16 protein-coding genes are annotated in these 17940 nt (G+C 71.8%); 5 read left to right on the top strand and 11 right to left on the bottom strand.

The window, feature by feature from the left end; genetic code table 11:
* Nucleotides 1-16: 16 nt before the first annotated feature.
* On the bottom strand, nucleotides 17-775 hold the full coding sequence (locus tag JGS39_RS04140; protein WP_219567318.1) for a MerR family transcriptional regulator: 759 nt from the start codon (nucleotides 773-775) through the stop codon (nucleotides 17-19).
* A gap of 136 nt (nucleotides 776-911) precedes the next feature.
* On the opposite strand from JGS39_RS04140, the gene JGS39_RS04135 reads away from it, so the two are divergent.
* Both JGS39_RS04135 and gad read left to right on the top strand, forming a co-directional pair.
* Nucleotides 912-2198 carry an ion channel protein gene (locus tag JGS39_RS04135; RefSeq protein ID WP_219567317.1) on the top strand — a complete coding sequence of 429 codons (1287 nt, stop codon included), beginning with the start codon at nucleotides 912-914 and terminating at the stop codon, nucleotides 2196-2198.
* Between the two features lie 172 nt (nucleotides 2199-2370).
* A complete protein-coding gene (gene gad / locus JGS39_RS04130) occupies nucleotides 2371-3795 on the top strand; it encodes a glutamate decarboxylase (protein WP_219567315.1) in 1425 nt (474 codons plus the stop codon).
* A 75-nt stretch (nucleotides 3796-3870) separates the two neighbouring features.
* On the opposite strand, the gene JGS39_RS04125 is transcribed toward gad, so the two are convergent.
* From JGS39_RS04125 to JGS39_RS04105, 5 genes are all read right to left on the bottom strand, one after another.
* Entirely contained in the window at nucleotides 3871-4656 is a 786-nt protein-coding gene (locus tag JGS39_RS04125; protein WP_219567314.1) for an ABC transporter permease, read from the bottom strand.
* The gene (locus JGS39_RS04120; RefSeq protein ID WP_236064398.1) at nucleotides 4653-5603 is read right to left on the bottom strand and encodes an ATP-binding cassette domain-containing protein; all 951 of its coding nucleotides are present in this window, start codon (nucleotides 5601-5603) and stop codon (nucleotides 4653-4655) included. The genes JGS39_RS04125 and JGS39_RS04120 overlap by 4 nt, the downstream gene beginning before the upstream one ends.
* Before the next feature lie 74 nt (nucleotides 5604-5677).
* Nucleotides 5678-6319 carry a PadR family transcriptional regulator gene (locus tag JGS39_RS04115; RefSeq protein WP_219567312.1) on the bottom strand — a complete coding sequence of 214 codons (642 nt, stop codon included), beginning with the start codon at nucleotides 6317-6319 and terminating at the stop codon, nucleotides 5678-5680.
* Between the two features lie 73 nt (nucleotides 6320-6392).
* Nucleotides 6393-7850, bottom strand: a complete 1458-nt coding sequence (locus JGS39_RS04110; protein ID WP_219567310.1) for an aldehyde dehydrogenase family protein — start codon at nucleotides 7848-7850, stop codon at nucleotides 6393-6395.
* A 54-nt stretch (nucleotides 7851-7904) separates the two neighbouring features.
* Nucleotides 7905-8786 carry a Sco1979 family transcriptional regulator gene (locus JGS39_RS04105; RefSeq protein ID WP_219567309.1) on the bottom strand — a complete coding sequence of 294 codons (882 nt, stop codon included), beginning with the start codon at nucleotides 8784-8786 and terminating at the stop codon, nucleotides 7905-7907.
* A gap of 332 nt (nucleotides 8787-9118) precedes the next feature.
* Here JGS39_RS04105 and JGS39_RS04100 point away from each other — a divergent pair, with 332 nt between their 5' ends.
* The gene (locus JGS39_RS04100) at nucleotides 9119-9619 is read left to right on the top strand and encodes an ATP-binding protein (protein ID WP_219567307.1); all 501 of its coding nucleotides are present in this window, start codon (nucleotides 9119-9121) and stop codon (nucleotides 9617-9619) included.
* Between the two features lie 203 nt (nucleotides 9620-9822).
* Here the strand turns inward: JGS39_RS04100 and JGS39_RS04095 are convergent, their stop codons facing one another.
* A complete protein-coding gene (locus JGS39_RS04095) occupies nucleotides 9823-10065 on the bottom strand; it encodes a DUF397 domain-containing protein (RefSeq protein WP_219567305.1) in 243 nt (80 codons plus the stop codon).
* 251 nt (nucleotides 10066-10316) lie between these two features.
* Between JGS39_RS04095 and JGS39_RS04090 the strand changes: the two genes are divergently transcribed.
* Entirely contained in the window at nucleotides 10317-10808 is a 492-nt protein-coding gene (locus JGS39_RS04090) for a hypothetical protein (RefSeq protein ID WP_219567303.1), read from the top strand.
* A 28-nt stretch (nucleotides 10809-10836) separates the two neighbouring features.
* Here JGS39_RS04090 and JGS39_RS04085 read toward each other — a convergent pair whose 3' ends face one another.
* The 3 genes from JGS39_RS04085 to JGS39_RS04075 form a co-directional block, all read right to left on the bottom strand.
* A complete protein-coding gene (locus JGS39_RS04085; RefSeq protein ID WP_219567302.1) occupies nucleotides 10837-12984 on the bottom strand; it encodes an FUSC family protein in 2148 nt (715 codons plus the stop codon).
* A 126-nt stretch (nucleotides 12985-13110) separates the two neighbouring features.
* Nucleotides 13111-14286 (bottom strand): DUF2786 domain-containing protein, encoded by a 1176-nt coding sequence (locus tag JGS39_RS04080; RefSeq protein WP_219567300.1) that lies wholly within the window; start codon nucleotides 14284-14286, stop codon nucleotides 13111-13113.
* 83 nt (nucleotides 14287-14369) lie between these two features.
* Entirely contained in the window at nucleotides 14370-15281 is a 912-nt protein-coding gene (locus JGS39_RS04075; protein ID WP_219567299.1) for an NADP-dependent oxidoreductase, read from the bottom strand.
* Nucleotides 15282-15427: 146 nt separating this feature from the next.
* On the opposite strand from JGS39_RS04075, the gene JGS39_RS04070 reads away from it, so the two are divergent.
* The gene (locus tag JGS39_RS04070) at nucleotides 15428-17137 is read left to right on the top strand and encodes a bifunctional 3'-5' exonuclease/DNA polymerase (protein ID WP_219567298.1); all 1710 of its coding nucleotides are present in this window, start codon (nucleotides 15428-15430) and stop codon (nucleotides 17135-17137) included.
* A 145-nt stretch (nucleotides 17138-17282) separates the two neighbouring features.
* On the opposite strand, the gene JGS39_RS04065 is transcribed toward JGS39_RS04070, so the two are convergent.
* On the bottom strand, nucleotides 17283-17940 hold a 658-nt coding region (locus tag JGS39_RS04065), incomplete at its 5' end, for a dioxygenase family protein (protein ID WP_219567297.1).

The following is a 17940-nucleotide window of genomic DNA, read 5'->3' as shown; positions in this document are numbered from 1 at the left end:
GTACGCGTGGCCCGGGCTACTCCCGGCGCTCCGCGTTGGCCTCGATCGCGTCGCGCAGGTGCTCGGCCAGCCCCGGCCGCATCGCGTCGTAGAACGCCTTGAACTGCGGATCGGCGACGTACATCTCGCCGAGTCCCCGGTGGATCTCCGTCGTGCAGTCGTAGAACCAGGTCGTGATGTGGAGCCGGTGCTCCTCCGCGAGGTCCATCGCGCGCTCGCCGGTGGCCGGCTCGCCGTCCTCCATGAGCGCGTCGTAGCGCTCGCCCCAGGAGGAGACCTCGGCCTTCATCCGCTGCCAGTCCTCCTTGGTGTAGCGGGCGGCCCGGCGCTGCGACTCGGCGTAGGTGTCGCTGCCGCCCCAGCGGCGTTCGGCCTCCTCCGCGTAACTCTCCGGGTCCTTGTCACCGAAGACCTCGAACTTCTCCTCGGGCGTGAGGTTGATGCCCATCTTCCGTGCCTCCATGGCTGTCTCGACGGCCGTGGCCATCCGCTGCAGTTCGGCGATCCGGTGCGACAGCAGCGCGTGCTGGCGGCGCAGATGCTCCTGCGGGTCCGCGTCCGGGTCGTCGAGCAGTGCGGCGATCTCGTCGAGCGGGAAGCCGAGCTCCCGGTAGAACAGGATCTGCTGCAGCCGGTCGAGGTCGGCGTCGTTGTAACGCCGGTGGCCCGCGTGACTGCGCCCGCTGGGCGAGAGCAGTCCGATGCCGTCGTAGTGGTGCAGCGTGCGCACCGTGACCCCGGCATACCCGGCGACCTGTCCCACGGAGTGCTCCATGGCTCCCCGCTCCTTCCGTGTGGTCGGTACGTGCCCGAGCCTCGGCCCTGACGTGACGTGAGGTGCAAGCCCGAAATACCGCGGACGCTGACCCATTTGAGGGGTTATAGATCTTTTGCGTCGGTATGGTGAGCCGATGGCCACCGAATCCGCAGCCGGTTCCCCCGCCTCCGCCGAACCGGCCCCCGCGCGCCGCCTGCTGATGCTCATCGTGCCCGCGCTGGCCGTCGGCGTGGTCTCGGCCCTCGTCCTGCTCGGCGTCAGCCTGCTCGCGGAGCAGTTGCAGGACGTCCTCTGGGAGACGCTGCCCGACGCCCTGTCGATCGGCCGGTACTCCTCGCTGTGGATGATCGTGATGCTCACCGCGATCGGCCTGGTGACCGGCCTGACCATCCGGACGGTCCCGGGCCACGCCGGACCCGACCCGGCGACCACGGGGCTGGTCGACCCGCCCCTGCCGCCCGCCGTGCTGCCGGGACTCCTGATCGTGACGGTGCTGGCCCTGGCGGGCGGGGTCAGTCTGGGCCCGGAGAACCCGATCACCGCCGCCAACATCGCGCTGGCCTGCTGGGCGGGCCGCCGGTTCGCACCGGGCGCGCCGGCCGAGCTGTGGCTCGCGCTCGCCGCCGCGGGCACCATCGGCGCACTCTTCGGCACCCCGGTCGCCGCCGCGCTGATCCTCACCGAGACGCTCACCGCAGCCCCGGGCAAGGGCGGCCTGTGGGACCGCCTCTTCGGGCCGCTCGCGGCCGGCGCCGCGGGGGCGCTCACCATGACGCTGGCCGCTCATCCCAGCTTCGACCTGTCGCTGCCCGACTACACCGGAGCCCACTGGGGCGACCTGCTCTCCGCCGTCGTGATCGCCTCCGCGGGCGCGGTGCTCGGGCTGGCGGCGGTGTACGCGCTCCCGTACGTGCACCGCGCCTTCCGCGCCCTGCGCCACCCGGTCCTGGCCATGACGGCGGGCGGGCTGCTGCTCGGCCTGCTCGGGGCGCTGGGCGGCCACCTCACCCTGTTCAAGGGACTGGACGAGGTGAAGGTGCTGGCCGCCGATCCGGACGGCTGGTCGGCGGGCGGGTTCGGCGGCATGGCGGTGGTCAAGACCGCGGCTCTGCTGGTCGCGGCCGCCTGCGGCTTCCGGGGCGGCCGGATCTTCCCGGCGGTGTTCTGCGGCGTCGCGCTCGGCCTGTGCGCGCACGCCCTGGTCGACGGGGTGCCGGTGGCCCTCGCGGTGACGTGCGGGGTGCTCGGCATCCTGCTCGCCATCACCCGGCAGGGCTGGCTCAGCCTGTTCACCGCGGCGGTACTGGCCTCCGACATGGCCCTGCTCCCCCTGCTCTGCGTCGCCACCCTGCCGGCCTGGCTGCTGGTCACCGGGCGGCCGCTGATGCAACTGCGCGCGGACGGCACGCCGCTGCGCTGAGACGGGCGGCGCGGCGCTCGACCGGACGGCCGCGGCGCCCATCCGGGCGGCGCGGCCGGTCGGGCGCCCTTCCGGCGTGCCGGACGCCTCCGCCATCCGTATCGTCAGACATTGTCCGTATAGCCGGATTCATTCCGTCATGCCGCCGACAGCCGAGAAGGGCAGGTCTGCGATGGCTCTCCACAAGGGCTCCGCACACAGCACCGAACCGTCCGACCCACGACGCCGGCTCGCGCTCAACCCGTTCTTCGGGGAGGCCGACCCGACCGCAGGGATGGAGTCCGCCCCGCCCCGGCACAAGCTGCCGGACGGACCGCTGCCGCCCGCCACCGCCTACGGCCTCGTCCACGACGAGCTGATGCTCGACGGCAATTCACGGCTCAACCTCGCCACCTTCGTCACCACCTGGATGGAGCCCCAGGCCGGTGTGCTGATGGGCGAGTGCCGCGACAAGAACATGATCGACAAGGACGAGTACCCGCGTACCGCGGAACTGGAACGACGCTGCGTGGCGATGCTCGCCGACCTCTGGAACGCTCCCGACCCCGCCACGACCGTCGGCTGTTCCACGACCGGGTCCAGCGAGGCCTGCATGCTGGCCGCCATGGCGCTCAAACGCCGCTGGGCGGCCAAGAACGCCGACCGCTATCCGGCGACCGCCCGGCCCAACCTGGTCATGGGCGTCAACGTGCAGGTCTGCTGGGACAAGTTCTGCACGTTCTGGGAGGTCGAGCCGCGCCTCGTCCCGATGGAGGGCGACCGCTTCCACCTCGACCCGCAGGCCGCCGCCGACCTCTGCGACGAGAACACCATCGGGGTCGTCGGCATCCTCGGCTCCACCTTCGACGGCAGCTACGAACCCATCGCCGAGCTCTGCGCCGCCCTCGACGCCCTCCAGGAGCGCACCGGCCTCGACATCCCCGTCCACGTCGACGGGGCGTCCGGCGCGATGGTGGCGCCGTTCCTGGACGAGGACCTGGTGTGGGACTTCCGCCTCCCCCGGGTCTCCTCGATCAACACGTCCGGGCACAAGTACGGCCTGGTCTACCCGGGCGTCGGCTGGGCCCTGTGGCGCTCGCCCGCCGAACTGCCCGAGGAACTGGTCTTCCGCGTCAACTACCTGGGCGGCGACATGCCCACCTTCGCGCTGAACTTCTCCCGGCCGGGCGCCCAGGTCGTGGCGCAGTACTACACCTTCCTGCGGCTGGGCCGGGAGGGCTACCGGGCCGTACAGCAGGCGTCGCGGGACGTGGCGACGGGACTGGCGAGGAAGATCGAGGAACTGGGCGACTTCCGCCTGCTCACCCTGGGCGACCAACTGCCCGTCTTCGCGCTGACGACCAAGCCGGAGGTGACGGCGTACGACGTCTTCGACGTGTCGCGCCGGCTCCGTGAACGCGGCTGGCTGGTGCCCGCGTACACCTTCCCGGCCAACCGCGAGGACCTCTCCGTGCTCCGGATCGTGTGCCGCAACGGGTTCTCGTCCGACCTGGCGGAGCTGTTGCTGGAGGACCTGCGCCTGCTGCTGCCGGAGCTGCGCGGCCAGGACCACCCGCTGAGCGCCGAGCACGGCCCGGCGACGTCGTTCCACCACTGAGAGGCCGCGCCCCGCCCGGCACGCCCCGGCCCCCGCCCGTGAACACCGGACGGGGGCCGGAGCCGTACGCCGCCGTCAGCGGCCGAGCCGCGCGAACCGCCGTACCGCCAGCGGGAAGAACACCGCCAGCAGCGCCAACGGCCACACGACCGCCAGCAGTCCGGCATGGTCGGCGGCCCAGGAGCCCGCACCCCCGCCCGGGTTGCCGAACAGATCGCGCACCGCCGTGGCCGTCGCCGACATCGGGTTCCATTCGACGACCGCGCCCAGCCATCCCGGCATCGACTCCGGCACCGCGAAGACGTTCGACAGGAAGCCGACCGGCCAGACGAGGATCTGCACCGCCTGCACCATCTCCGGCCGCCCCGCCACCAGCGCAAGAAGGATGCCGAGCCACAGCATCGCGAACCGCAGCAGCAGGAGCAGCCCCAGGGCCCCCAGCGCGGCGAGCGGCCCGTGGTGCGGGCGCCAGCCGATCGCGTACCCCACACCGGTCATGACGGCCAGCGCGGCCACCGACTGGAGCATGTCCGCGACGGCCCGCCCGACCAGTACCGCGCCGGAGGCCATCGGCATCGAGCGGAACCGGTCGACGACCCCCTTGTTGAGGTCCTGGGTGACCGCGAGCATCGTCGACTCCAGGCCGAAGGCCATGGTGAGGGCGAGCATCCCGGGCACCAGATACTCGGTGGTGTCACCGTCGACCCCCCGGCCGCCGCCGACCAGGTAGTTGAACATCAGCAGCAGCATCACGGGGAAGACCAGCCCCACGACGACCTGCACCGGCTGCCGTGCCCAGTGCGCCAGTTCGCGCCGGGTCATGGTCCAGGAATCGACTGCCGCCCAGCCCGCCGTACTCATACCGCCACCTCCACGTCGTCCTGCCTGCTCCCCGTCAGGGACAGGAACACCTCGTCCAGCGTCGGCCGGCGCACCACGATGTCCTCCGCCTCGATACCGGCCTCCTCCAGGACCCGTACGGTCCGCGAGAGCGTCGCCATCCGGTCCCCCGCGGGTGCGCCGATCAGCCGCCGGTCCGGGTCCGTCACCGTTCCGCCCGTGAGCAGGGCGGCCGCCCGCTCCAGTTGCGCGCCGTCGCGGACGACGATGTCGATCCGGTCGCCGCCCACCCGCGCCTTCAGTTCGTCGGCCGTGCCCTCGGCGGCGACCCGCCCGCCGTCGATCAGCGAGATCCGGTCCGCGAGCCGGTCGGCCTCCTCCAGGTACTGGGTGGTCAGCAGTACGGTCGTGCCGCCGCCCACCAGGGCCCGCACCGCCGCCCACACCTCGGCCCGGCCGCGCGGGTCGAGACCGGTCGTCGGCTCGTCGAGGAAGAGCACCTCCGGATCCGTGATCAGCGAGGCGGCCAGGTCGAGCCGCCGCCGCATGCCGCCGCTGTACTCCGCGACCGCCTTGCGGCCGGTGTCCGCGAGGCCGAACCGGTCCAGCAGCTCGTCCGCCCTGGCTCCCGCCCGGCGTGCGCCCAGGTGGTACAGCCGCCCGAACATCTCCAGGTTCTGCCGCCCGCCGAGCTGCTCGTCCACCGCCGCGTTCTGGCCGAGCAGTCCGATCCGGCGCCGGACATCGCCCGGCCGCTGCCGCACATCGTGCCCCGCCACCTCGACACGGCCCTCGTCGTACCGCAACAGCGTCGACAGGATGCGGACCGCCGTGGTCTTTCCCGCCCCGTTGGGACCGAGCACCGCGTGCACGCCGGAGCGGGCGACCGTGAGGTCGAGGCCGTCCAGCACGCGCTTCGTGCCGTAGCGCTTGTGCACTCCTTCGACGACGATCGCGTCGTCGGACATCGCCACACCCCCTATTAGTCAAACTTGACTAGAACGGGAAAGTTAGCGGACCGTCTCGCATTCGTCAAACTTGATTAGTGGGTGTCCCCCGGGTCGGCGACCCCGGTCGCGTACGGGTTCTCCTCGCCCTCGGCCAGCACGCCGACGAACGGATCACCCTCACCCGCGAAGGTGTACGCCCCGCCCTCGATGCGCTCGATCAGCCCCCGGGTCCATTGCGCGCCCGAGTCCGCCGAGTGCACCCACATGTTCATGATCTCGCCGATGTGCCCGATCGACTCGGGCCCCTCCTCGGGCGTGTAGTACTCGGTGACCGAGGTCCGCCACCGGGTGAGGCCCGCCACCCGCTCCTTGAGCAGGGCCACCGCCTCGGCCCGTTCCAGGTCGACGATCCCGCCCAGGCCGGCCGACAGCACGTCCAGCTTCTGGTCGTACGAGGTCAGCGCCGCACGCAGCAGCGTGAAGTACTCCTCGTCGCCCTGCTCGGTGATCTCGTACTCGGTGCGCGGCGGGCCGCCCACCGTGCTCGGTGCGACCTCGTGGGCGAGCAGAACGCCCTGCTTCGCCATCTGCTTCAGTGCGTGGTAGATCGACCCCGGCTTGGCGTTGGACCACTCGTGCGCGCCCCAGTACTCCAGGTCGTTGCGGATCTGATAGCCGTGTGCCCGGCCGTGCTGCCGCACGGCGCACAGGACCAACAACCGGATCGCTGACATCCCACCCACCTCTCTACTCAACTTTGACGAGAGTATCGGTGCGGTGGCCGGGAAACGGGTCAGGGCTCCGGCGTCAGAGCGGGAAGTGGCTCCGGCCGTGCTGGATCGATATCCACTTCTGGGTGGTGAAGGCCTCGATCGTCGCCTCGCCGTTCAGCCGGCCGTTGCCGGAGTCCTTCTCGCCGCCGAAGGCGACCAGCGGATCGTCCTGGACGGTCGCGTCATTGACGTGGAACATGCCGCTGTCGATCCGCTGGGCGAAGCGCACTCCGCGCTCGGCGTCGGCGGTGTGCACGGCGCCGCTGAGCCCGTAGGGGCTGTCGTCGGCGATCCGTACGGCCTCCTCCTCGCCGTCGAACTCGATCAGCAGCGCCACCGGGCCGAAGATCTCCTGGGAGAGCAGCGGCGAGCCGTCCGGAAGCCCGGTGAGCACGGTGGGCTCGACGAGGTTGCCGCGGGTGCGGCCCCGGACCGGCGCCGTGGCTCCCTCCGCGAGCGCCTGGTCGACGAGGGCGGTCAGCGCGTCGGCCTGGAAGGTGTTGATGACCGGGCCGATCTGCGTCTCCGGGTCGCGCGGGTCGCCGGCCCGGAGCGCGGCCACCCGGGCGACGAACTTCTCGGTGAACTCGGGGGCGACGGCGCGGTCCACCAGGATCCGGTTGGCGGCCATGCAGACCTGGCCCTGGTAGACGAAGCGGCTGAAGACGGCGGAGTCGACGGCGTAGTCGATGTCCGCGTCGTCGAGCACCACCAGGGCGCTGTTGCCGCTGAGTTCGAGGATGGTGCGCTTGAAGAGCGCGCCCGCCGTGGCGGCGACATGACGGCCCACGCGGTCCGACCCGGCGAACGAGATCACCTTGGGGACGGGGTGCTCGATGAACGCGTCGCCTATCTCGGCTATGTCGGTGACGACGACGTTGAGCAGCCCGGGCGGAAGCCCGGCCCGCTCGAAGATCCGCGCGATCAGCCCGCCGCCGGTCACCGGCGCGTTCTGGTTGGGCTTGATGACGACCGCGTTGCCGAGCGCCAGGGCCGGGGCTACGGACTTCATCGTCACCAGGAAGGGGAAGTTGAAGGGGCTGATGACGCCGATGACGCCCACCGGGAGCCGGTAGAGGCGGTTCTCCTTGCCGTCCACCGGGGAAGGCAGGATCCGGCCCTCGGGATGCAGCGCCTGATGGGCCGCCTCGCGCAGGAAGTCCTGGGCGGCGCTCAGCTCGTACAGCGCCTTGGCCCGGGTGCCGCCCAGTTCGTCGATGACCGCCTCGACGATGTCGTCGGCCAGCTCCTCGGTGATCCGCACGGCCCGCTCCAGAACGCCCCGGCGTTCGTACGGACTTGTGTCGGCCCACTCCCGCTGGGCGCGCTCGGCGGCGCGGTAGGCGGCATCGACCTCGTCCGCGGTGGCGACGGTGATGGCGGCGAGCTTCTCCCCGTTGTAGGGATTGAAATCGATGATGTCCCACGAGCCGGTGCCGGTGCGCCATTCACCGTCGATGTACTGGGCAGCCAGCTCGTGGAAGAAGGACATGCGATCCCTTACTGCAGGTGCAGACTCCTGTCGGTACGTCATGGTACTGAAATGTCAGGAGAGTTGGAGAAGACCACGCAGCAGATCCCGGCTCTCCTCCGGCCCCGGGCTCTCGTCGTGGAGCCGGACCATCGCCTTTTCGTACTGGGCGACTTCTTCGGCCTTGTCCAGATAGAGCGCACTTGTCAGCTGCTCCAAATAGACAATGTCCGACAGATCGGATTCCGGGAATCGCAGCATCGTAAAGGAACCGCTCTCACCCGCGTGCCCGCCGAAACTGAAAGGCATCACCTGGAGCGTGATGTTGGGCCGTTCCGACATTTCGATCAGATGGCGCAATTGGGTGCGCATCACTTCCCGCCCGCCGTACGGGCGGCGCAGCGCGGCCTCGTCCAGTACGGCGTGGAAGCTGGGGGCCCGTTCGGACACGAGGGCCTTCTGGCGTTCCAGCCGGAGCGCGACCCGGCGGTCGATCTCGGCGGCGGGAGCACCTCGCATACCCCGCGAGACGACCGCGTGCGCATAATCCTCGGTCTGCAACAGGCCGTGCACGAACTGGACTTCATAGATCCGGATGTCCGAGGCGGCGCCTTCCAGACCGATGTACGTCTGGAACCAGCCGGGCAGCACATCCCCGTAACTGTGCCACCAGCCTGCCACGTTGGCCTCACGCGCCAGGCCGAGCAGGGAGTCGCGCTCCGCCTCGTCCGTGACTCCGTAGAGCGTGAGCAGGTCCTCGACGTCCCTGGCCTTGAAGCTCACCCGTCCCAACTCCATGCGGCTGATCTTCGATTCGGAAGCCCGGATGGAGTAGCCGGCCGCCTCGCGCGTGATGCCGCGTGAGTCCCGCAGCCGCCTCAGCTGCGAGCCCAGCAGGATGCGCCGCACCACGGATCCACTCGACTCGCCTGCCGCCACCGGTCCAACCCTCCCCATCGCTTCCTGGGCATCGGGGTCCCCCCGAACCCCAAGAGCCGGATTCTGCCATCAAAACGCTTCAGCCCGTACTCATTCGATTACGGAAATGAGAAGACTTCCCGAAGGTCCCGAAACTGCACACAGGAAGAAATGAGCAAGAACCGGCACGGTATCGGACAGGTCAGGCGCGTGCACGTGCATCTGCCCTTGCATCTGCTCTGCGCATTCGGAACCATGGGCCTCGCGCACCTGCGTGCTCGTTCGTGTTGTGCCGCTGTACCCGCGTACCCGCAGTACCGATACAGCCGCGATTCCCGGGAGTGCCTCGCATGGGGACGAATGGATCGACGATGCTCGAGCCGTTACGGCAGGGGCTTCCCCCAATCGACCCCTCCGACGTCTCCGGATCAGCCACCTGCGCCCTGCCCGCCCGCTACGAAGCCGTCGGCGGGGCAAGGCAGTTCACCCGGGCGACCCTGAGCTGCTGGGGCCTGAACGAGCGCTTTGACGATGTCGCCCTGGTCGTGTCCGAGCTGGTCACCAACGCCCTGCGGCACGCCCTGCCCACCGACGCGCCGCGCGAGCCCCAGGACCCGCCGGTCCGCCTGCACCTGATGCGCTGGACCTCGCGGCTGGTGTGCGCGGTGCGCGATCCCAGCCAGGCAAGCCCCGTCGCGTCCGAGGCGGAGGACTCCGCGGAGTCGGGCCGCGGGCTCTTCCTGGTGGACTCCTTCAGCGACTGCTGGGGCTGGCACCCTTCACCCGTACTGACGACGGGGAGTGCCGCCACCGGACCGGCGCCGCGCGGAAAGGTCGTCTGGGCGCTCTTCCGGCTGTCCGAACCCGCCTGACACCGGAACAGGTACGGCGTACGGGCGAAAACACCGCGCGCGAAACCCGCATGACGCGCCGGCAGAAGGCATTCGGGCGTCCGCGTCACAGCGGGCACCGGAACAGGAAGCACTCGGGCGTCCGCAGCGCAGAAGGCGCTCGAACAGAAACTCGGGTGCCCGCGGCACAGAGGGCACTCAGGCCTCCGCTCCGCAGAAAGCGCTCACACCTCCGCTATGAGGTGGTCGAACTCGCCGTCCTTCACGCCGAGCAGCAGAGCCTCTATCTCCGCGGGCGTATAGACCAGCGCCGGCCCGTCGGGGTGGCGCGAATTGCGCATCGCCACATCGCCGTCGGGCAGCTTCGCGAACTCCACGCAGGAACCCTGGGAGTTGCTGTGCCTGCTCTTCTGCCAGACGACTCCGCGAAGCTCTGTGGCCGCCATGCCGTTGTACACGTGGTGCACAGGACGCTCCCCGAGTTGCAAAGTGCAAGTGTCAACTGTCTCGGATCATAGCTGTGTTCAATTTCTGGTGCATGAGCGGATGCATGGGCAGATGCACGTGCACGCGCGGTGTTCCCTCGGTTACAGCTCTCTGCAGAAGAAAGACGAACGAGAGAGCTGTTCCGCTCCCGATTCCGGGAGTTGACCGCTCCGCCGCGATGGTGACCGGCTGGTAGCTTGGACGGTCATTCGTCTACCAGGGGGAATTCAGCATGTACAAACGCGTACGTACCGGCGCCGTCGTCGCCACCGGACTTCTGACCGCTCTCGCCCTGACCGGGTGCAGCAGCGACAGCGACAAGGAGGGCGCGGACAAGAGCTCCGGTTCCACCGCCACCCCCGCACCCGCCGGCAGCGCCGGCGACGACGCCACCGCCGGAACCGACGACACCACCGGCGGCCTCAAGGCGCTGGAGGGCGCCTGGGCCGGGCAGACGGACGGCAAGGCCGTGGTGCTGTCCGTCGCATCCGGGAAGGCCGTGGTCGTCGCCGACTCCCACGTCTGCTCGGGGACCGCCAAGGACATGGGCAAGCCGATGCTGGCGCTGACGTGCGCCGACGGCAACACCGACCGGACCATGGGAGCCATCGAGTCCAACGACGGCAGGACCGTCGTCGTCTCGTGGGACGGCGGCACCAAGGACAAGCTCGCCAAGACCGACGCCGACTCGCTGGAAGGCCTGCCCGACCTGCCGACCCCCTGACCCGCGGGCGCCGGGGCCCGGCCTTCACTCAGTCGCGGGAGGCGCGGGAACTCGACGAGCCGCTCTCCAGGCCCTCGGAGAACTCCTCCAGGGCTTTGAGCAGGAGGTCGGCCCCGTTCCGCACGACCGGGTCCGACCCTCCTTCGCGCAGCCGCTCCTCCTCGTCCCACTGCGCCAGCGCCTCCCGCACCGCCGTCCAGTCCGGCACCCGCCGCTCCCGCACCGCCTTGGCACCCTGTTCGGTGGCCCGGCGCAGCGCGTCGGCCAGCGGAGCGGCCGCCGGTACGGGAGTGGCACCGCCTTCCGGCAGGTGCGCCTCCATCAGCATCGCGACCCGGCCGAGCTGGGCCAGCGCGTGCTGGGTGTCGTCGGCCGCGGCGTGCGAGAGGCCGCGGTGGCGCACCGGTTCGTGCTGGGCGGTGGCCACCGCCTCCTGCCAGGCGACGCGGGCGTTCCGGGTGGCCAGCAGGGCCTGGCGGACGTCGTCATGGCCGCGGTCGGCCGGATCCGCGTACTGGTCGACGACCGAGGCGGCGTACCGGCCGTCCTCCTTCAGCCAGTCGCCGAGTCGGCCGCGCAGCCGCGGGGTCTCCCATGCCGGGTAGACGGCGTACGAGATCATCGCCAGGACACCGCCGAGAAGGGTCAGCAGGACCCGTTCGAGCACGGTCTGCGAGAGGTCGTCGCCCGCCATGCCGAGCAGGAAGACCACGTACGCGGCGACGCAGGCCTGGCCGACGGCGTAGCCGGTGCGCATCAGCAGGTACATCAGCAGGGCGCAGACCACGGCGAGCACGGCGGACAGCCCGGCGCGGGGGTGGGACGCCTGGACGATCACGCTGGCGACGAACACCCCTACGACGGTGCCGCCGAAGCGCGCCACGGACCGTTCGTACGTCCGGGAGAACTCCGGCCGCATCACCATGACGGCAGCCATCGGCACCCAGTAGCCGTGGCCGTACGGCAGCACCAGACCCAGCAGGTAGCCGGCGGCGGCGACGACGGAGATCCGGATCGCGTGCCGCAGGATCGGGGAGCCGCGGTACAGCTCGCGGCGCATCGAAGCGATCACGACCGGGACCAGCCGCAGCAGGGTGGGCCGCCGGTGGTGCTCGGCGGGAAGCCGGCCGCCCCGCCCGGCCTCGATAGCGTCGGCGGCCTCCGCGGCCCCGGCCCGTTCCTCCTTCGTACCGTCGCCCTCGGCGGCCTCGATGACGTGGGAGAGCAGGGCGGCCAGCCGGTCGGCGGCGCGGAGCGGGGGCCCGGTGAGCAGCGCGCCGGTGTCGGGGGTCTTCAGCGCGGCGACGGCGGGGGCGGGCAGGCGTACCGGGTCGCCGTGGCGGATGGCCCGCGCGGCCGCGTCGAGCAGGGAGCCGGCGGCGGCGAGGAGCTCGCGGACCCGGTCGCGTTCGGGGCCCTCGGACGGGACGCCCATCGCCGGGTCCGCGAGTGAGGCGAGGACGGGCCTGATCCGCTCGGCGGCGCCGCGTGAGCCGTGCAGTTCGGCGGGGCGGCGCCGGGCCTGGCGGGCGGTGACGGCGGCGGCTCTGCGTGCCTCCATCAGGGGGACCGGGTCAAAGTGGGCGACCGGGTCGTGGCGCAGTCTGCGGGCGTAGTCGGCCTCGGCGGCCAGCGCGTCGGCCAGGGCGTCGCGCTGGGCGCCCCATCTGCGGACCGGGAACATCACGATGAGCGCCGCCTGGACCACCCCGCCGAAGGTGATCATCAGGGCGTGGAGGGCCGCCTCGGCGACGGAAGTGGGCAGCGTGACCGTCACCAGCATGATCGCGACGTTGGACGCGGCGATGATGCCGCCCGTCGGTCCCGCCGCCCAGGCCAGCCCGGCCAGGAAGGTCCAGAGCACCAGCAGGACCAGGAAGAGCGGGAGATGGGAGCCGGTGACATAGCCGAGGAACGTCGACACGCCGAGGCTGAAGCCGGAGACCAGGGCGAGTACCGGCCGGGGCCTCCAGCTGCGCTGGAAGGTGGCGATCGCCGCCTGGTAGGCGCCGAACGCGGAGCTGGCGGCGACCACGGGACCGAAGAGCGCGAGGCTCACCCCGATCACCAGGGCGAGACCGGCCGCGCCACGGATGGCGATCAGCGGTTCGAGACGCGTCCTCTCGATCGTCAGCCCCGAGCGCGCGGTCTCCCTCAGCGCCCGGAGCCAGCTCATGCCCAGAGCCTAACCGGATTTCCCGATATGCCCGAGTTGCCGGGTTCCGATTTCCGGCTCGCGGACCGGCCGGAGGCGCCGCCGGGGCAGCACCGCCGAGAGGCGGCCGGGTCGCCGGGGCCGCCGTCAGCCGGGGATCTCCGGGGTACTCCCGCCCATCCGGGCCCGGTCCGCCGCGGCCGTCCCGTGGGTCCAGCCGTCCAGGTCCGTGGCGCCGCGGACCCGGGTGGTCGTCGTCTCGGGGAACATCTTCTCGGCGGCGCCGGTGACCGCCACGTCCCGGGCGGCCAGCACCGGCAGCAGACCGGCCCCGGGGGCCGACGCGCCGGGGACCGCGCCCTCGGCTGCGGCCTCGGCGGTGGCGCGGGCGGTGCCGTCGGCCAGCCGGGCACCCAGCCGCTGCGCGTAGGCCATCAGGAAGGACTGCCGGAAGGTCTTGGTCCGTTTGCGGCCGCCGGCCCGCTGGCCCGCTTCGGCGCGGGTCATCGCCGCCGTGCCCTGCACCAGCAGCGAGGTGTGGAGCAGTTCCACGGCCTCCAGGTCCGGCTCGAAGCCGACCACCGTCGAGAAGCCGAGGTCGCTGTTCCACACGGCCCGGCAGCGGTTCGCCGAGGCGACGGCGTCGAGCAGGATCGCCTTGGCCGTCTCGTACGGGGCGTCCAGCCCGATCCGGCAGGCGCCGGGCGCACTGCCGCTGTGCGTACGGGCCGCCAGCAGGGCCTCGTCGATGCTGTGCCGGGCCATCAGCTCCTGCGCCTTGGTGGTGAGCGCCTCCGCCTCCTCGGGAAAGCCCGTCGCCTCGGCCTTGGCCAGCAGCGCCCGGATCCGGGTCAGCATGCGCGGTTCGTCGTGCGCGGGCGGCAGGTGCAGGGCGTCGCGCAACGCGCCGGGCGGCGGCCCGACGGGTTCGATCGCGGGCAGCCGGAGCAGCAGCCGGTGGAGCGCCAGGAGTGCGGAGGCGTACGAGAAGCGGTCCGGCCGCCCCGTCGGCGGCGGGGCGGGCAGCTCGTCCAGCTGGGCCTGCCAGCGGGGCGGGAGCACCTCGTAGCGCCGGACCTCCGAGCCGATCAGCCCGGCGGCCAGGCCGGCCGCGTGCTCGTCCAGTTCGCGGCGGACCAGGCGCACGAGGTCGGCGGGCAGCCAGCCGCGGTCCCAGGCGCGCCGGACGAACTCCTCGCCCCGGCGCAGCAGCTCCGCGTCGGAGGCCGGGTCGGCGGCGAGGAGGGATGCGCCGGTGTCGAGGCCGGAGTCGTCGTCCGAGTACAGGGCTGCCGCGAAGGCCTGGTCGATCACCGGTTCCATGAGGTCAGGGTAGGCATGGCGGACTCACCGGAATTCATCCACACCCTGTGGACAACTTTTTCCGAGCGCCGCGCCCGCCCTCCTCACGGCAGCAGCACGACCTTTCCGCGCACGTGCCCCGCCTCGCTCAGCTCCTGCGCCCTGACCGCCTCGTCGAGCGGGAACGTCTCGGCGACGGGCACCCTCAGCTCGCCCGCGGCCGCGCGGCGGGCGTGCTCGGCCAGCTGTTTCCCGGACCGCGAGCCACCGCCGGAGAAGGCCACGCCGTACGTGCCCGCTTCCGGATCGGCGATGGTGACGATCCGGTCCGTGGTGCCGCCGCGCAGCTCGATGGAGTCCGGGAGCGCCCCGCGTCCCGCCGCGTCGAAGACCGCGTCCACCCCCTGGGGGGCGAGTGCGCGCACCCGGCCGACCAGCCCGTCCCCGTACTCCACCGGGGTAGCACCGAGCACCCGCAGGTAGTCGTGGTTGGCCGTGGACGCCGTGCCGATCACCGTCGCGCCGCGGGCCGCCGCCAGCTGGACCGCGGCCGATCCGACGGCTCCGGCGGCCCCGTGCAGCAGCAGGGTCTCCCCCGCCTCCACGCCGAGTTCGTCCAGGACGCGCTGGGCGGTGTTCGTCGCGATGGTCAGGGCGGCCGCGTCCGGCCAGCTCAGCTCCGGGGGCTTGGGGGCGACGAGAGCGGCGTCGGCCAGGGCGTACTCGGCGTAGGAACCGGTTGCGCTCCAGCCCAACACCTCGTCGCCCACCGCGACGTCGGTGACTCCTTCACCGGTCACGTCGACCACACCGGCGAACTCGACGCCGGGAATCGCCGGGAGCGAGGTCGGGAACACGTCCTCCATCCAGCCGCGCCGGATCTTGTAGTCCATCGGGTTGACCGCGGCGGCCCGGACCTTCACCCGCACCTGCCCGGGACCGGGATGCGGGTCCTCGACCCGGGCGGGGTGCAGTACCTCGGGTCCGCCGAACTCCTCGAAAACGATCGCTTCCATCGTGTCGTCTGCCTCCTCGTCGCAACGGATCCGGACCGGGACGTGTCCCGAAAAATCCTTCCTGCCCGGGCCCGGCCCATCCTTCCAGCGTCCCCGCCCGCGCGCGCTCCGCCTCGCTGTCAGTGCCGGGTGCCAGACTCGAATCCATGACCGAACGCTGGGCAGTGGCCGTCACGGAGAGCGGTGGCGCGCGCCTCGCCCCGCTGGACCGCACCGGCCGTCCCACCGCCCCGGCCGTCACCGAACCGGACCTCGCCGAAGCCGTCCGCTCGCGGCCCGGTGTCACCCGCTGGGTGTGGCGTTCGTCGGCCGAGGTCTACCCACGGCTGCTGGCCGCCGGGGTCCCGGTCGCGCGCTGTTACGACATCGAGGTCGCCGAATCCCTCCTGCTGGGGCACGAGGGACGGCTCGGCGAGCCCCGCTCCGCCGCAGCCGCCCACGCCCGTCTGCTGCGCGGCCCGGTGCCGCCCGATCCGCCGCCGCGCTCCGCCGTACCGGGCTCCCAGTCCTCCCTGTTCGAGCCCCAGTCGGGGACCGAACTGCCCTTCGACGCCCTGCTCCAGGTGTACGCGGACCAACTCGCCCGGCACGACGCCACGGACCGGCCGGGCCGGATGAGTCTGCTGACGGCCGCCGAGTCCGCCGGCATGCTGGTCGCCGCCGAGATGAACCGCTCGGGCCTGCCCTGGCGGGCCGACGTCCACCGCGAGGTGCTGCACGAGCTCCTGGGCGAGCGGTACGCGGGCGGCGGCGAGCCCCGGAAGCTGGCCGAGCTCGCGGACGAGGTGTCCGCCGCGTTCGGCCGCAGGGTCCGCCCGGACCTTCCCGCCGATGTGGTGAAGGCCTTCGCCCAGGCGGGCATCAAGGTGCGGTCGACCCGCCGCTGGGAGCTGGAGGAGCTGGACCATCCGGCGGTGCGTCCGCTCGTCCAGTACAAGAAGCTGTACCGGATCTGGACGGCACACGGCTGGAGCTGGCTCCAGGACTGGGTCCGCGACGGCCGCTTCCGCCCCGAGTACCAGCCCGGCGGCACGGTCAGCGGCCGCTGGACGACCAACGGCGGCGGGGCGCTGCAGATCCCGAAGGTGATCCGGCGGGCCGTGGTCGCCGACGAGGGCTGGCGCCTCGTCGTCGCGGACGCCGACCAGATGGAGCCGAGGGTGCTGGCCGCGATCTCCCGCGACCGGGGCCTGATGGAGGTGGCCGGCCATGACGGCGACCTGTACACCGCCCTGTCCGACCGTGCCTTCCACGGCGACCGCGACCACGCCAAGATCGCGCTGCTCGGCGCGGTCTACGGCCAGACGTCCGGGGACGGGCTGAAGAACCTGGCCGCCCTGCGCCGGAGGTTCCCGCACGCGGTCGCCTATGTGGACGACGCGGCGAAGGCGGGCGAGGAGGGCCGTCTCGTACGAACCTGGCTGGGCCGGACCAGCCCGCCCGCCGCGGGCAGCGGGGACGACGGAGAGGCCGGCATCCCGCAGGAGAGCGACGAACCGCCGCCGGACGGACCTGAGGCGGCGGACGGCGGATTCACTCCGGGTTACGCCTCCTCCAACGCCCGTGCGCGGGGCCGCTTCACCCGCAACTTCGTGGTGCAGGGCAGTGCGGCCGACTGGGCACTGCTGCTCCTGGCCGCGCTGCGTCAGTCGATCGCGGCGGCCGGGCTCCGGGCGGAGCTGGTCTTCTTCCAGCACGACGAGGTGATCGTGCACTGCCCCCTGGAGGAGGCCGGGACCGTGGTGGAGGCGATCCGGGCGGCAGGTGAACTGGCCGGGCGGACCGCCTTCGGTGACACGCCGGTCCGCTTCCCGTTCACCACGGCGGTGGTGGAACGGTATTCGGACGCGAAGTGAACCGGACCGGCCCGCAGCGGGGTTCGCGCGTGAAAGGGAAGCGGCCCGGGCCGGAAGGCTCCGGCCCGGGCCCGGCGCGCCGCACACCCCGGGAAGAGGCCCGGGGCGTGCGCGCGCGGCGGTGTTACCCCGCCGGTCTGCCCGTCTACCCGCGCTCCCACAGCGCGGGGACGTTCGACGGCTCCCAGCCGGTCAGGGCGGTGTGAGCCTGCAGACAGCGGTAGGTGACCCCGCCGTACGTGACGCGGTCGCCCGCGTTGTAGAGCGTTCCGGCCCGCCACCGTCCGCCCGGATCGGTCGGCGGATCGGTCGGCGGATCGATCGGGTCCTGGGCGACGTCGAGGACGAAGTCGAAGGTCCCCTGCCTGCCGGACCCCACGGACCGGACGTTCATCAGGAGCGCCGGGTCGTACAGGGCGTCGGTGCTGTTGCGCGGTTCGCCCGGGAAGTACAGCTGGGTCGTGAGGATGCCCGAACCGGGCGCCTGGGCCTTCACATGGATGTGCCGGGCGCGGCCGGGATACAGCCCCGCCACGATCGTCGTGAGCGTGAACGCGCCGGACCGGTCGGTGAACTGGTGGCCGCGGAAGGCGTATCCGCTCATGTCGTACGCACCGTTGGTGTCTGCCTGCCAGAAGTCCAGCAGCACGCCGGGCACGGGCCGGCACTCACGGCCGAAGACGTATCCGCTGACCGTCAGCGGAACTCCGGGAGTGCCGGCGGTCACCAGGCTGGTGCGCAGCGGGGAGTTGGGCTTGAAGTACGGGCCCTCCATCTGGTCGTGCGTGGGCTCGTCGCCGTCG

The organism is Streptomyces poriferorum, assembly GCF_019399235.1.
GTDB classification, from domain to species: domain Bacteria; phylum Actinomycetota; class Actinomycetes; order Streptomycetales; family Streptomycetaceae; genus Streptomyces; species Streptomyces poriferorum.
This window is presented reverse-complemented; position numbering and strand designations above follow the sequence as displayed.

What these genes read in the sequence shown, in the direction of transcription:
- JGS39_RS04140 (WP_219567318.1), bottom strand. Translation starts at nt 775, where the DNA reads ATGGAGCACTCCGTGGGACAGGTCGCCGGGTATGCCGGGGTCACGGTG.
- JGS39_RS04135 (WP_219567317.1), top strand. Translation starts at nt 912, where the DNA reads ATGGCCACCGAATCCGCAGCCGGTTCCCCCGCCTCCGCCGAACCGGCC.
- gad (WP_219567315.1), top strand. Translation starts at nt 2,371, where the DNA reads ATGGCTCTCCACAAGGGCTCCGCACACAGCACCGAACCGTCCGACCCA.
- JGS39_RS04125 (WP_219567314.1), bottom strand. Translation starts at nt 4,656, where the DNA reads ATGAGTACGGCGGGCTGGGCGGCAGTCGATTCCTGGACCATGACCCGG.
- JGS39_RS04120 (WP_236064398.1), bottom strand. Translation starts at nt 5,603, where the DNA reads ATGTCCGACGACGCGATCGTCGTCGAAGGAGTGCACAAGCGCTACGGC.
- JGS39_RS04115 (WP_219567312.1), bottom strand. Translation starts at nt 6,319, where the DNA reads ATGTCAGCGATCCGGTTGTTGGTCCTGTGCGCCGTGCGGCAGCACGGC.
- JGS39_RS04110 (WP_219567310.1), bottom strand. Translation starts at nt 7,850, where the DNA reads ATGTCCTTCTTCCACGAGCTGGCTGCCCAGTACATCGACGGTGAATGG.
- JGS39_RS04105 (WP_219567309.1), bottom strand. Translation starts at nt 8,786, where the DNA reads ATGGGGAGGGTTGGACCGGTGGCGGCAGGCGAGTCGAGTGGATCCGTG.
- JGS39_RS04100 (WP_219567307.1), top strand. Translation starts at nt 9,119, where the DNA reads ATGCTCGAGCCGTTACGGCAGGGGCTTCCCCCAATCGACCCCTCCGAC.
- JGS39_RS04090 (WP_219567303.1), top strand. Translation starts at nt 10,317, where the DNA reads ATGTACAAACGCGTACGTACCGGCGCCGTCGTCGCCACCGGACTTCTG.
- JGS39_RS04085 (WP_219567302.1), bottom strand. Translation starts at nt 12,984, where the DNA reads ATGAGCTGGCTCCGGGCGCTGAGGGAGACCGCGCGCTCGGGGCTGACG.
- JGS39_RS04080 (WP_219567300.1), bottom strand. Translation starts at nt 14,286, where the DNA reads ATGGAACCGGTGATCGACCAGGCCTTCGCGGCAGCCCTGTACTCGGAC.
- JGS39_RS04075 (WP_219567299.1), bottom strand. Translation starts at nt 15,281, where the DNA reads ATGGAAGCGATCGTTTTCGAGGAGTTCGGCGGACCCGAGGTACTGCAC.
- JGS39_RS04070 (WP_219567298.1), top strand. Translation starts at nt 15,428, where the DNA reads ATGACCGAACGCTGGGCAGTGGCCGTCACGGAGAGCGGTGGCGCGCGC.